Source organism: Plantibacter sp. AC185, assembly GCF_979258065.1.
Map to the genome: position 1 here is coordinate 240084 of NZ_OZ409831.1, position 12483 is coordinate 252566.

The window sequence follows — 12483 nt, forward strand, 5'->3', positions numbered from 1 at the left end:
GGCGGCGCAGGATGGGGCGCTGCGGCCGGCAGGAGCCCCGGGAGATGACGAGACGCCCCCGGACGACCTGTGTGGGCGTCCGAGGGCGTCTGGGCCCGGCTGAGCGGCTGCTAGGCCTGGCCGGGCAGCTTCACGGTGGCGTTGAGCTTGACCGCGGTGAGGGCGATCGGCACCGTGACGCCGAATGCGGCGCGGAGCTCGGCGCGTGCGAGGAACTGGTTCCGCTTGAAGTCGTCCTCGTTGGTCTCGACGATCCGGACCTCGGCGACGTTGCGCTCCCACAGCCCGATGGTAGAGAAGTCACCGACGACGGACAGGCCGCGGGGCATCTGCGGCGTGCTGACCACGGGTGTGTTCCAGACCGTGCGGGGCCCTTCCTCGCCGGCCGGGGACCGGTCGCCCCGGTACGCGCCGGGGCCACCGATTTCGAGTTCGAGCTCGGCGTAGTCGAGGGGGTTGAGCGCGATCGCCGTGTTGGCGTGCCCGACCTGTTCGACCTTCGCCATGGCGAGGCGCACGGAGCGGGACGCGTTCTGGTCGAAGTCCTGGATCTGGACGCCCTCGGTGAAGAAGATGCCCTCGAACTCGTCGTCTGGACGCGGCGGGGTCGCGGCGGTGTCCTTGAGGCCGGTTCCCAGGAGCATCTGCTGGTCGAGCGTCTGCGCGAGGTCCCCCTTGAGCTCGAAGTCGAGCCAGCGCACGAGGTCGGCGTAGTCGTCGAGGTCCTGTCGGGCGATCTTGTCGAGCAGCACCGCGATCGTGAGCGCGGGGGCGTCCACGCGCTCGAGCTTCGCTACCTTCGTCGGCTTGACCGCGCCGGGAGCCACGACGCGGGAGGCGCGCTCCCGCTGCACGCTGCGCAGGTACGAGATCGCGCCAGCGTTCAGGCTGTCATCGATCGTGATGACGTCGAGGAGCGTGGAGAACGCGATCCCCGGGGCGGCGATCGACAGGCCCGGAGCGGGGACCTCGAAGGTGGACGAGCTCGGGATCGAGAGTGACTTCGTGCCGTGCGTGGCGCCGCTGAGCTGCGGCACGGCGTTGGTCATCGCCTTCGCCCACGAGTCGTCGACCGTGCGGCCCTTCGCCCGCTTCCCGGACGGTGCGCCGTCGCCGGCGAGGAAGTCCCGGACCTGGCCGGCCATGTCCGCGGACGCCTTCTGCGCCGCGATCTTCACGTCGAGGCTTTTGACCTCGGTCATCATCGACTTCACGTCCGCCTCCTCGGTCGGGGTGAAGCCGCGGCCCTGGGCGGTCTGGGCGACGGCCTTGAGACGGGCGACGAGCGCGTTGCGCTGTTCAACGAGATTCATGAGATTTCTACTTTCGGTGGATGTGGGGCATCGCTGCCGCCGGCCACGGAGAGCGGCCGGCGGCGCGATGCGATGGAGTGCACCGGTTGCAGCTACGCGGGCCGAGAATGGCTGGCGGTGCGGGCGGTGCGGTGATGCTGCGAGGTCGGCGGCGAAGCGGCCGGCTACTCGCGGTTCAGACGTGTCGCAAGAGGCCCACGCTGGGGCTGCGGTGTCGTCTGGGTGATCTGTGGCGGCTGCTACCGCGGGAGCTACCCGCGTCCCGGGAGCTACCCGGGTGAACCGTTCGGATCGTGTAGTTCTTGCTGGCGGACCTGCCCGGGATGCTACCCGGGGACGCGCTGGTCTGGTCGGCCGCTGACTACTGGGGTGAGCGTAGCACGGTCGCCTGACGCTGGAACAGGGCGACCATGGCGACGAGATAGCTGCGGTCGCCCTCGAACAGCGGCTCGGTGAGGTTCGACTGCCAGGAGAGCACGATCGACAGGAACGTCCCGTCGCGGGTCTCGCGCCGCACGTCGCGGACGAGCGGGCCGAGCGACGCGCGTTCCTCGTCGCGGCCGACCCACAGCGCACCGAGCACCGCGAACGCACGAACCGAGTCCGCGTCCGAGAGCGAGGCGGTGAACGCGGTGATGGACTCCACGTCGCCGTGCAGCACGCACGCTGCGACGTCGGAGAACATCAGCGCCTCGTCCCACGGTTCGGGCACGGCAGCTTCGGGCTGACCGGGCGTGGTCACGAGCGATCCGGAGTACCGCCGCGACAGGTGGTCCGCGATCTGCGCCGCGCGTGCGCTCTCGCCCTCGGTGAACGGCCGGCGATCGTTGGCCGCACGGTTGGCGATCGCGAGGTGTTCGTCGGCGAGCTTCCGGATTCGAGACGGCTCGTAGGTCATCGTCCGGTCTCCTGGTCGTCGGTCACTGGCTCGGCGTCGACGAGCAACGGGACGAGGTGTTGCAGGTACTGCGTGCAGTTCATCGCCGTTGGTTTCAGGTCGAGAAGGCCGATCAGGCGCACTAGGTGCGAGAGCGCCGGCCGGAGCTGGTCGTCGTCCTCGATGCGCTCGGCCAGCCCGGGCGGCAGGTACGGCTCCGGCTCGGTCAGGAAGTACCCGACCACCGAAGCGAAGGTGACCGGCGAGGAGATGAGCCCCGCGGTCGGCCAGTCCGTGACGCCGGCGGCGGTGAGCAGCTCGACCTCGTCGCCGGGCGTCGCCGTCCACGGGTCCGCCGCCACGCTGTCCACGAGGAGCGGGACCACCCGGCGGAGGTACTGGGCGCTGGACAGGTGAGCTGGACGGAGGTCGATCAATCCGACGATGCGGGCTAGGTGAGCAATGGCCGGCCGGAGGTCGCCGTCGTCCTCGATCAGCTCAGCGAGCTCGGTGGGTTGCACGGGCTCGACGGCGAGCACTCGGCCGACGATGTAGTCGACGATCGCGTCGAACGTGACGGGCGCAATGAACGCGTCGGCGTCGACACGAATTTCGGTGTCTGGAAGCAATTTGGGGTCCTTTCGAGAGGTGATGAAGCTTGATTTGATGCGATTTCGGGGCGATCCAAGGGGGGTCTCCATTCTGAGATTCCGCGCGTTCAGAAAACCGTGTCGCGCCCTCTGGCGGACCCCGCGCACTTTTGGACTCCCCCTCCCCCGCCCGACCCCCGGTGGCCGGACGGAGTGGCCGCGCACGGCCCATCGAATCGCGTTCGCGCTGAGCCCGACGAGAGCGGGCACACACGCTCGGAGCCGACGAGCAGGCGACCCGATGCGTTCGCGCGTCGACGGCCGAGCGCGACAGCTGCCACGAGCACGAGCGGCACGAGCAGCTACCGACCGAGCGAGGCGTGACCTCCGACGTCGAGCACGACAGCACGGCCGAGAGATCCCGACGCGACAGCACCGAGCAGCGCGCGCCTCGAGACACGACGGGATGCGGCGAGCGCCGTGCAACCGTCGAGGCGGTGAGGTCAGAGCTGACCGCGGTCGAGGCGCTCAGTGCCCGCCTGAGCCGTCGGGAGCCGTTGGTCGGCGGTAGGGTCCGAGTCGGTGTGGGGAGGGGCAGAGCGTCGAGATGGGGTACCCCCGGGTTGTGCTGCCACCCCCGGTCTGCGGTAGCGATCGTTGAGAGGTTCACGAGGCCACCCGGACGTCACTCAATCCGCTTCGAGCTGTGGGGAGTTCACGTAGGTTGCGGCTGGGTGCCGAGGTTGATCCTGGGCCTAGTTCCTGGAGTGGTTCCTCAGTGGTTCCTCTGGGGGTGGTTTTCCCTTCCCCTGAGAGAAGGGTTTCCCTACTTTCGAGGGGAAGGGTTTCCCTACTTTCGAGGGGAAGGGTTTCCCTTCCTTTCGGCTCGGCGGAGGAGGGGGTTATCAACAGGTCGAGTGCGAGACGGAACTCCGCTCGAGCACCCTCGCGACCGCGTCTCTGGCGCACGATGACGCCGGCTTGGGTGAGCCCGGCGACAGCTGACTTGACCGCCTGGAATGCCGCGGTCCGCTCGGCTTGAACGGAAGCGTGGTCGGCTGCGTCCGGCGCTACTTCGTCGGGGACGATTCGTCCGAGCGCAAGTGCTGAGGTCTCGCGAGCAGCGAAGTAGAGCGGCACCGGGTCGGTGTCTAGCGCGGTTAGAGCCATGTACACGAGCAGCGCGCGTTCGTTGGGCTTGAGTCCTGCGCGAGCGGCGACGACGAACGCTTTGCGAGCCAGCTGAGCGCCCATCAGCGGGCCTCGGCTGGTATCGTCGGGAGTGCTTTCGTTCCCTGTCGCAAGGATTCAGAGCCTCGGCCCCCGGTTACCGCCGGGGGCCTTCTGCGTGGCCCGGGCGGTCCGTTCCGTCGGTCGGTGGTTTCGGTGTCGGGGGTGCCCGCTATGGTTGGCGACGAGGCACCTTCCAGGCCTTCTTTCGAGTCGAACACCCTCGCCGTGACGCTACACGGCGGGGGTGTTCTGCGTTCTGCCGGGGTCGTCGCCGTGTGTGAGGCGTCAGTAGTCATCGGGCACCGCCGGTGAGCTGATGCCGGCGGATGAGTTCGTGCAGGCGGTCGTACTGCGATCGGGTGAGTGCCGGCGCCTTCGCGAGTTCGGCTTGCAGGGTGTCGGCAGCGGCGGCGGCTCGGAAGTCTCGGCGGAGGTCGGCGACGGCCTGCGGGGTTGAGGTCCCGGCGGAGACGACGCCTGCGAGGCGGGAGCCGAGCTGGCGGGTAGCAGGTGTGAGAGTTCCCACGGTGATGGTCCTTCGATCGGCGGAGTGCAGCCGGTGTGCTTCGTGGGGAGGTGTCGCGCGGAGCAGCTCAGCGGGTGTCGGCGGCGGCTTCGAGCCACGCGGCCACGTCCGCCGGTCGGTAGCGCAGTGCGCCCCCGAGCTTGACGCCGCGAGGCCCCTCGCCGCGTCCGCGCCAGGAGTAGATCGTTGCCTTCGGGATACCGATCTGTTCGCTGAGCTCATCGATCGTGAGCAGCTTCGTGGAGAGTCCTGCGGGTGCGGTCTGGGTGTCCATGACGCCTCTTTCGGTTTGTGTGACGAGATTGTCACGAGCGGGATAGTTATGGACGTTAATCGCTCGACCGGATAGGTGTCAACTCCTGTGTGATGATACCGTCGCAATTATGACTACTCCCCACGACGACGAGCAGAGCTGGGAATACCGGCTCTCCGCACAGATCGCCGAGACGATCACCCACTATCGGGACAAGCGGGGCGTGTCCACGCAGTGGATCGCCGACCGCGCCACCGAGCTGGGATTCCCGATGAAGCGAGGCACCCTCGCGACCTTCCTGACGTTCCGAGCCCGGAAGGGCATCAGCGTTCAGGAGCTATCCGCGATCGGACGAGCGCTCGACGTGCCCCCGATCCGGCTGCTGTTCCCCGTGCACTCCGGCGAGCGCACTGAAGTTCTCCCAGAGACGGTGGTGGATGCTGCGGTGGCGGCCGAGTGGTGGTCGGGTGTGGAGACGGGTCCGGTGATGGAGCCGGGGTTGAATCGGCCGTTGCCGGGGGATGCGAAGGTGCCGGCGTTGTACGAGCGTTACTTCCACTCGGTGGCGCTGTTCCAGAGTTACAACCGGATCGCGGCGACGTTGGCGTTCGAGGCGGCGCGGGTGGTGTCGGCTGGCTCGCCGGACGTGCCGGACGGGGTGGACCTGTCCCACCTGTTGCAGAACGCGCGGGGTGTTCGGGGGGCATTGGGGTCTATGAACGCTGCCCGGGAGGACATTAGGCGTGAAGGGTTGCCAGTGCCGGCCCTTCCACCGGGGTTGGACGAGTCGAGCGTGATCGCGGAGCCGGCGTGGGTGCCGGTGGTGTCGGCAGTTGAGGCGATCCCGGGCGGGGTGGTTCGCTATCCCATCGTGGCGGTGGACGCGGCCGGCGGTGCGGCAGTGCAGCATGGCCCGGCCTAGGACCCCGCTGGGGGCGCACGGGTCCGTGACGGTGCGGACGCTCGAGCAATCGGGGCGGGTGGCGCACGAGGCGCGGACGTGGGTTCGGGACCAGGACGGGCACCTGAGGTCAGTGAGCCGGCGTGGGCCGTCTGCGGCGAGCGCGCGGGCGAAGTTGTTGGCGGCGTTGACGGAGCGTGAGGCTCCGGGGGTGGGCGAGCTGCGTCGGACGGATCCACTGTCGCGGGCGGTGGAGGCGTATCTCGGGCAGCAGCGAGAGAAGGGCCTTCGTCCGACGACGTTGGCTGCGTACGCGGATGTGTGCCGGCGGATGATCACGCCTCGGATTGGCCAGTTGGCGATCCAGGAGGCGACGACGGCGCGGCTGGATCAGTTTCTGCGGGTTGTCGCGGAGGAGCACGGGGCCGCGTCCGCGAAGTCTTGTCGTTCGGTGCTCTCGGGCGTGATGGGCGTCGTCGTGCGGTACGGGCTGATGCCGTCGAACCCGGTGCGGGACGTCACTCGCATCCGGCAGGCCGGCAAGGGCGCTCAGGCGGTGCCGGCGGGGCAGATGCAGGCGCTGCGGGCGGCGATCGCGGGCGACGTGCGGCTAGCCGAGCTGGACATGGTCGATCTGATCGAGTTCATGATCGGGACCGGGTGTCGGATCGGTGAGGCGTGTGGCTTGCGGTGGTCTCGGGTCGATCTGGTGCGCGGCGAGGTGACGATCGCGGCGACGGTGGTCCGAGTGCCGGGCTCGGGGTTGCAGGTGCAGGAGGACACCAAGACGGGGCAGGAGCGGGTGCTCGCGGTGCCGCTGCGCCTACAGGAGCTGTTGCTGCGCCGTCAGGTGGAGCAGCCGGCGAACGCGGAGGGGCTGGTGTTCCCGACGGCGCTGGGGAACGTGCGGGACCCGTCGAACACGTCTCGGGACTGGCGCGAGGCCACGGCGCGGCTCGGTCTCGGGTCGATCACATTCCACTCGTTCCGCAAGAGCGTTGCGACCTACCTCGACGCGGCGGGGCTGTCGGCTCGGGATATCGCGGACCAGTTGGGCCACGCTCAGGCCTCGATGACACAGGACGTGTACATGGCTAGGCGGACGAACACTCGGCGGGCCGCGAACGAGTTGGAGCGGCTCTGAACCGATTGTGGTTCAGCGTATCTGGTGAGTTTCTGGTGAGCCGCGGTGTTCGGCAGGACTGATGCCTGCCGAACTTCCGCGGAATCACGGGGTGAAAAGCTCCTCGAGTTGGACTCGAACCAACAACCTATCGATTAACAGTCGATTGCTCTGCCAATTGAGCTATCGAGGAATACGTGCTTCGACCGGCCGGACGAATCCGGCCTCTGCGTTGCAGCGCGTATCTACTGTAGCAAAGGATTCGCAGACTCCAAATCGACACGCGATCAATCGATGCCGACGGCCTCGGGCGTCTCGTACTGGGTCTCGGTGCCGCCCGACTGGGCGAGCGCTGCGAGGAACTCGTGCGGCGGATCGGCGAGCATCGCGTCGATCGGGCCGTAGCCCACGACCCGCGACTGGTGGAGCGCCAGGACGTCGTCGGTCACCTCGCGGAGCATCGCGAGGTCGTGCGTCACGACGATGACCGTGCCGCCGTCGCGTCGGAACCCGTCGAGCAACTCGGTCACCGTGTGCCGGACCGTGATGTCGATGCCGGCCGTCGGTTCGTCGGCGATGAACACCTTCGGACCGAGGACGAGGGCGCGCGCGATCGCGATGCGCTGCCGCTGACCACCGCTCAGCTCGTAGGGGTACTTGTCGAGGCTGGAGAGGGGCATCTGCACGGCGTCCAGCAGTGTGGCGACCCGGACGCCGAGCGCCTGCTCGCTGAACTTCTTGTCGCGCGCGAGGACGGGTTCGGAAATGAGCTCCGTGACGGTGAGTTCGGGCTTCAGGTGCGCACCGGCCTCCTGCTCGAGCAGCGACACTTCGAACGTGAGTTTCGTGAGTTCTTTGCGGCCCACCTTGCGCATGGAGCGACCGAGCGTGCTCGCGTCGCCGCCGGACACGAACGGACGGGAGTCCGCTCCGGTCAGGTGGCGTCCGGACAACACGCGCAGGAGCGTGCTCTTCCCCGAGCCCGAGCTGCCGATGACCCCGAGCGAGCCGCCGACGGGCAGCTCGAAGCTGATGCCGTCCAGGGCTCGATTGCTCGGGCTCACGCCGTGCGCGGCGTAGTCGACGCTCAGATCGCTCGCCCGGACCGCCGGTCCGTCCTGCTCTGGGTGCTTCATGAGACCTCTCCTTCCGGTGCACGGGGAGCCACCGGATCGCCATCGAGTGTATCCGGCGATCCCGGCGGGGCCACGTGCCACGCTCGGTGGAGGCGGACCGCGTCAGGCCTCGGCGCGGAGCGCACGCCGTTCCGCCTCGACGTCCGCGAGCTGCCGCGTGATCTCCCGGTGCGACTCGTCGCGGGGGTCGGTACGGCGCAACGACCCGAGCAAGGCCGCCTTCCGACCGAGGAGGTCGCGGTCGATCAGCGCCCGCGCGATGTCCCGGACATAGCTCGGCAGCTTCTCCTCGTTCGTCTCGGGCAGTGGTGACACCCCGAGCTCGCGGACCAGTCCGTCGAAGCCGGGTGGGACCTGTGCGATGACGGTCTCGAGCCAGGCGTTCGTCCCGAGGTGGTCCAGGCTCACACTCATGGCGTCGCGCACCACGGCGAGGGAACTGTTGGCGACCGAGCTCTGGACCGCGCGCTCCAGCATGGGGCGTTCGAGGTGCTGGGGCAGCTGCAGGATCGCACGGAGGGCGTCTTGCTCGAGGCGCGTCGACGGGTCCTTGGGCAGGTCGTTGAGCGAGGCCTGTCGCTCGCGCGGCGGCTCGGCAGCGGGTGCGCCGGTGCCCTGCTGGCGGGCGTCTCGTGCGGAGTTCTGTGAGCCTCCTGCGGCGGCACCGCCGGCAGCCCGCACGGCGCGGGCCACCTCGTCGAGTTCCATGCCGAGCTGCTTCGCGAGCACCCGGGTATACCCGGGACGGAGCGAGGGATCGCGGATCTCGGCGACGACCGGAGCGGCCGCCCGGAGTGCGCCGACCCGGCCCTCGACCGTCTCGAGGTCGAATCCCGCCAGCGTGCGCCGGATGATGAACTCGAACATCGGCTCGCGGCCGTCGACCAGCTTCCGGATGGCGCCGTCGCCGCGGTTGAGGCGGAGGTCGCAGGGGTCGAGGCCGTCGGAGGACACGGCGACGTACGTCTGGGCGGAGAACCGCTTCTCCTCACCGAACGCACGCGTCGCAGCCTTCTGCCCGGCCTCATCAGGGTCGAACGTGAAGATGACCTCGCCGGTGGCGGAGTCGTCGCCCATGACGCGGCGGATCATCTTGATGTGGTCGACCCCGAACGAGGTCCCGCAGGTCGCCACCGCGGTGGTCTCCCCCGCCAAGTGGCAGGCCATGACGTCGGTGTACCCCTCGACGACGACGACGCGCTTGCCGCGCGAGATGTCGCGTTTGGCAAGGTCGAGGCCGTAGAGGACCTGCGCCTTGTGGTAGATCGCCGTCTCCGGGGTGTTGAGGTACTTCGGCCCCTTGTCGTCGTCGCGGAGGCGCCGGGCGCCGAAGCCGAGCACCTGCCCGGTCGTGTCGCGGATGGGCCAGATGAGGCGTCCGCGGAACCGGTCGTAGACCCCGCGGTCGCCGCTCGACACGAGCCCGGCCGCGAGCATCTCCTCGTCGGAGAATCCGCGAGACCGCAGCGCCTTCATGAGGTGGTCCCAGCCGGCAGGCGCGAACCCGATCCCGAAGTGGTCGGCAGCGGCGGCGTCGAAGCCGCGTTCGCCGAGGAACCGCCGCCCGAGGTCGGCGTCGCCGTCGTGGAGCTGCTGCTGGAAGTACTCGGCGGCAGCCTGGTTGGCGGCGAAGAGCCGAGCCCGGTTGCCGTGATCGACCTTGCCGCCGCCCTCCTCGTAGCTGAGCGGGTACCCGATGCGCTGAGCGAGACGTTCCACCGACTCCGCGAACGTCACGTGGTCCATCTTCTGCAGGAAACTGTAGACGTCGCCGCTCTCGCCACAGCCGAAGCAGTGGTACAGCCCGACCGTGGGGCGCACGTGGAAGCTCGGGCTGCGTTCGTCGTGGAAGGGGCACAAGCCCTTCAGCGAGCCGACGCCGGCGGACTTCAGCGAGACGTAGTCGCCGACGACGTCGCCGATATTGGTGCGTGCCTTGACCTCTTCAACATCGCTCTGTCGAATCCGTCCGGCCATGCTTCGATCCTAGTCTCGTGCGTCCATCGTCCATCCCTGAGGGCCTCCGCGCAGCGGAGTCGGAGGCCCGCTCCCGTGTGGAGGAGCGTCAGGCGCCGACGTGCCGTTCATGCCAGGAGAGGGCGCTCTGATCGGTCAGGCTCGCGATCTGGTCGACGACGACGCGACGGCGTTCCGCGTCGGACCCGGCTGCCCGCCAGTCCGCCGCGAAGCCGACGTCGAGGGCCGACTCGCCGAGCGCGAACACCGCGTCCGACAGTTCGATGAGGATCTCCCGCTGCCGGACGTACAGCGGCTGGCGGGAGTCGCTGTACATCACGAACGCGGCCACGATCCCCTTGAGGAGGGCGATCTCGGCCTGGATGCCGTGGGGCACCACGACGTCAGCCCCGAACCGCACGAGGCTGGCCTGCGGGAAGGCCTCGCGGGTCGCCGCGGTCGCCGCACCGGCGAACCGACCGATCATCTGGCTCGTGAAGTTCTTGAGGCGACCGAGGTCGCGCCGGGAGCCGTCCCAGGCGGTGATCCAGGTGTGCGAGGACTGCAGCCGGTCGAAGGCGGCGGCGAGGTCCTCGTGGGTGAAGTCGTCGCCGGCCCAGGACAGCGCCGTGTCGATGAGGCGGTCGTGTCCTGCGCGCGCGTTCAGGAACGCCGGGTCGATGTACTCCCCGACGACGGCGTCCTCGAAGTCGTGCACGGAGTACGCGATGTCGTCCGCGAGGTCCATGACCTGCGCCTCGACGCAGCGGACGCGCTCGGGAGCGCCGGCTCGCAACCAGCGGAAGGCCGCAGAGTCCTCGTCGAAGAACCCGAACTTGGCGCGACCACCGGGATCCGGCACCGACTGGGCGGCCGGCCACGGGTACTTGCAGCTGGCGTCGAGGCTCGCGCGCGTGAGGTTCAGACCGTACGGCTCGCCGTCGGGACCGAAGACCTTGGATTCGAGGCGCGTGAGGATCCGCAGGGTCTGGGCGTTGCCCTCGAACCCGCCGATCGCGGCGGACCAGTCGTTGAGTGCTCGTTCGCCGTTGTGACCGAACGGCGGGTGACCGAGGTCGTGCGCGAGGCACGCCGTGTCGACGACGTCCGGAGCGAGGTCGAGGCTGGCTGCCAGCTCGCGACCGACCTGCGCAACCTCGAGGGAATGGGTCAGACGGTTCCGCGCGAAGTCGACACCGCTCGTCGGGCTGAGCACCTGTGTCTTGGCGGCGAGTCGCCGCAGGGCACTGGAGTGCAATAACCGTGCACGATCGCGGGCGAAGTCGGAGCGTCGCGTCGAGTGGTGCTCGGGCATCCAGCGTTCTTCGTCGTGCAGGGTGTAGCCGTCCCGGTCCATGGAGACGCTCCCCCGCTCGATGATGCTATCCGCCACTGTGGTCCAGTTCCGCTCCCGCGATCTCGGTCTGCTCGTCGGCACCCAGCGACTGCGAGTCGAGCCAGCCGTACGGCAGTGCCGGTCGTTTCGGCGTGCCGGCGCGCCCACGCTGGCCTTCGGCTGCGGCACCCGGGTAGGGGGCCGTCCAGTCGAGGGTCGCGAGCAGGTCGTCGAGCTGGTCGAGCGACTCCACGGTCGCAAGGCTCGCGCGGAGGTCACCACCGACGGGGTAGCCCTTGAAGTACCAGGCGACGTGCTTCCGGATGTCGCGGCAGCCGCGCTCCTCGCTCTCGAAGAACTCGGCCAGGAGCTCGGCGTGACGCCGGAACGCGGCCGCGACGTCGCCCAGGGACGGCTCTGCCTTGCCGCCCTCGCCGGCGAACGCCGAGCTGAGGTCGCCGAAGAGCCAGGGGCGACCGAGGCAACCGCGGCCCACGACGACGCCGTCGCAACCCGTCTCGTCGACCATCCTGAGGGCGTCCTCGCCCGACCAGATGTCGCCGTTCCCGAGGACCGGCACCGAGGTGACCGTCTCCTTGAGCTTGGTGATCGCCGACCAGTCCGCGTGGCCGGAGTAGAACTCGGCGGCGGTCCTGGCGTGCAGCGCGATCGACGCCACGCCGGCGCCCTCGGCGATCCGGCCGGCCTCGAGGTAGGTGAGGTGGTCGGAGTCGATGCCCTTGCGCATCTTGATCGTGAGCGGGACGTCGCCTGCGGCACGGACCGCGCCCTCGACGATGTCGCGGAAGAGCCCGGTCTTCCAGGGCAGCGCCGCTCCCCCGCCCTTGCGGGTGACCTTGGGCACCGGGCAGCCGAAGTTGAGGTCGATGTGGTCGGCGCGATCCTCGGCGACGAGCATGGTGACGGCCTCGGCGACCGTCTTCGGGTCGACGCCGTAGAGCTGGATGGACCGGAGCGTCTCGCTCTCGTGGTGCTGGATGAGCCGCATGGTCTCCGGCGTGCGTTCGACGAGCGCACGGGAGGTGATCATCTCGCTGACGTACAGTCCGGCGCCGTATTCGCGGCACAGGCGACGGAACGCCGTGTTGGTGATCCCGGCCATGGGGGCGAGCACGACCGGCGAGTCGAGCACGATGGGCCCGATCGCGAGGCTCGGGCGCTGCGAGAGCGTGGTAGGAAGAGACATCACCCTCGATTCTCCCAGATGATCGGCGCTCC

The 12483-nt window shown here is 68.9% G+C and carries 12 protein-coding genes and 1 tRNA gene; 2 read left to right on the forward strand and 11 right to left on the reverse strand.

Going from position 1 to position 12483, the window contains the following annotated elements; all coding sequences use genetic code 11:
• Positions 1-110 precede the first annotated feature (110 nt).
• The 6 genes from ACZZZB_RS01055 to ACZZZB_RS01080 form a co-directional block, all read right to left on the reverse strand.
• Positions 111-1313 carry a phage major capsid protein gene (locus ACZZZB_RS01055; protein ID WP_463528785.1) on the reverse strand — a complete coding sequence of 401 codons (1203 nt, stop codon included), beginning with the start codon at positions 1311-1313 and terminating at the stop codon, positions 111-113.
• A gap of 361 nt (positions 1314-1674) precedes the next feature.
• Complete coding sequence (locus ACZZZB_RS01060; protein WP_463528786.1) at positions 1675-2211, reverse strand: hypothetical protein; 537 nt, start codon at positions 2209-2211, stop codon at positions 1675-1677.
• Positions 2208-2819 carry a hypothetical protein gene (locus tag ACZZZB_RS01065; RefSeq protein WP_463528787.1) on the reverse strand — a complete coding sequence of 204 codons (612 nt, stop codon included), beginning with the start codon at positions 2817-2819 and terminating at the stop codon, positions 2208-2210. The genes ACZZZB_RS01060 and ACZZZB_RS01065 overlap by 4 nt, the downstream gene beginning before the upstream one ends.
• Positions 2820-3446: 627 nt before the next feature.
• The gene (locus ACZZZB_RS01070) at positions 3447-4034 is read right to left on the reverse strand and encodes a hypothetical protein (protein WP_463528788.1); all 588 of its coding nucleotides are present in this window, start codon (positions 4032-4034) and stop codon (positions 3447-3449) included.
• A gap of 271 nt (positions 4035-4305) precedes the next feature.
• Positions 4306-4539, reverse strand: a complete 234-nt coding sequence (locus ACZZZB_RS01075) for a hypothetical protein (protein WP_463528789.1) — start codon at positions 4537-4539, stop codon at positions 4306-4308.
• Positions 4540-4606: 67 nt separating this feature from the next.
• On the reverse strand, positions 4607-4813 hold the full coding sequence (locus ACZZZB_RS01080) for a helix-turn-helix transcriptional regulator (protein ID WP_463528790.1): 207 nt from the start codon (positions 4811-4813) through the stop codon (positions 4607-4609).
• 109 nt (positions 4814-4922) lie between these two features.
• Here ACZZZB_RS01080 and ACZZZB_RS01085 point away from each other — a divergent pair, with 109 nt between their 5' ends.
• Positions 4923-5714 (forward strand): hypothetical protein, encoded by a 792-nt coding sequence (locus ACZZZB_RS01085; RefSeq protein WP_463528791.1) that lies wholly within the window; start codon positions 4923-4925, stop codon positions 5712-5714.
• 190 nt (positions 5715-5904) lie between these two features.
• Positions 5905-6837: a site-specific integrase gene (locus ACZZZB_RS01090; protein ID WP_463528792.1), complete on the forward strand. Its 933-nt coding sequence runs from the start codon at positions 5905-5907 to the stop codon at positions 6835-6837.
• Between the two features lie 99 nt (positions 6838-6936).
• Here ACZZZB_RS01090 and ACZZZB_RS01095 read toward each other — a convergent pair.
• The 5 genes from ACZZZB_RS01095 to dusB form a co-directional block, all read right to left on the reverse strand.
• Positions 6937-7009: transfer RNA gene (locus ACZZZB_RS01095), tRNA-Asn, on the reverse strand.
• A 94-nt stretch (positions 7010-7103) separates the two neighbouring features.
• Entirely contained in the window at positions 7104-7952 is an 849-nt protein-coding gene (locus ACZZZB_RS01100; protein ID WP_079705766.1) for an ATP-binding cassette domain-containing protein, read from the reverse strand.
• A gap of 102 nt (positions 7953-8054) precedes the next feature.
• Entirely contained in the window at positions 8055-9929 is a 1875-nt protein-coding gene (dnaG, locus tag ACZZZB_RS01105; RefSeq protein WP_137241788.1) for a DNA primase, read from the reverse strand.
• A gap of 88 nt (positions 9930-10017) precedes the next feature.
• The gene (locus ACZZZB_RS01110; protein WP_137241789.1) at positions 10018-11265 is read right to left on the reverse strand and encodes a deoxyguanosinetriphosphate triphosphohydrolase; all 1248 of its coding nucleotides are present in this window, start codon (positions 11263-11265) and stop codon (positions 10018-10020) included.
• 25 nt (positions 11266-11290) lie between these two features.
• The gene (dusB, locus tag ACZZZB_RS01115; protein ID WP_085510729.1) at positions 11291-12451 is read right to left on the reverse strand and encodes a tRNA dihydrouridine synthase DusB; all 1161 of its coding nucleotides are present in this window, start codon (positions 12449-12451) and stop codon (positions 11291-11293) included.
• Between the last annotated feature and the right edge of the window lie 32 nt (positions 12452-12483).